General features: G+C 58.6%; 2 pseudogenes. One reads left to right on the top strand and one right to left on the bottom strand.

The window, feature by feature from the left end:
* Positions 1-298 (bottom strand): annotated as a pseudogene (locus AAC083_RS02385) (1-aminocyclopropane-1-carboxylate deaminase/D-cysteine desulfhydrase); the annotation flags it as partial.
* A gap of 70 nt (positions 299-368) precedes the next feature.
* On the opposite strand from AAC083_RS02385, the pseudogene AAC083_RS22835 reads away from it, so the two are divergent.
* Positions 369-676: pseudogene (locus AAC083_RS22835) on the top strand (MSHA biogenesis protein MshI); the annotation flags it as partial.

The raw sequence follows: 676 nt of genomic DNA, 5'->3' as shown, positions 1-676 counted from the left end.
GGCCGGATTGGTCCCCTGTTGCTGCCAGTGCATGGATGTGGTTGGAGTAGGCCCCCCCAAACGAGATCAGGTGCTTTATGCCCTGCTCTTGGGCGTGTTGCACATGGTACTTGAGCTTGCGCCACTTGTTGCCCGAGATGGCTGGGTGGATCAGGTCATCCCGCTTGCACCATAGCGTTACGCCATGCTCGGTCAGCAGCGGGTGTGAGATGGCCTGGAGCGGCGAGGGAAGCCAGGTCGGCTGCAGGGCAAACACCTGCGAGAGGATCCAGTTGGGTTGCAATGCGTCATCCATCATTTTATCTGGAGGCTAATGCCCTGTTTATGTTAAGGTTTAATCCGTTTTATGCAGCCAGGTGCGGGTTTTAATGAAACAATTTTTCAGACGTTCAACCCCAAGCCATCAGGTAGGGCTCCTGCTTGCCAGCGATCGGATTATGCTGGCCTCGCTCGGGCCTCAGCCTATCTTCGCCACCCGCGCCATCCATGGCCCGCAGGAGTGGTCGCTTGCCATGAGCGAGCTGTTCAGCCGCCATGGCCTCGCCAAGTCTAAAGTGCGGGTCGCCCTCGCCGCTAGCCTTTATCAGCAAGTCCAGATCGACAAGCCCGCCGTGCCCGACGCCGAAATGGCCGGTGCGTTGCCCTGGGCGGTCAAGGATTACGTCAATGAACCCGT

This window comes from Aeromonas sp. HMWF014 (assembly GCF_963878295.1).
Lineage (GTDB): Bacteria > Pseudomonadota > Gammaproteobacteria > Enterobacterales > Aeromonadaceae > Aeromonas > Aeromonas popoffii.
This window is presented reverse-complemented; position numbering and strand designations above follow the sequence as displayed.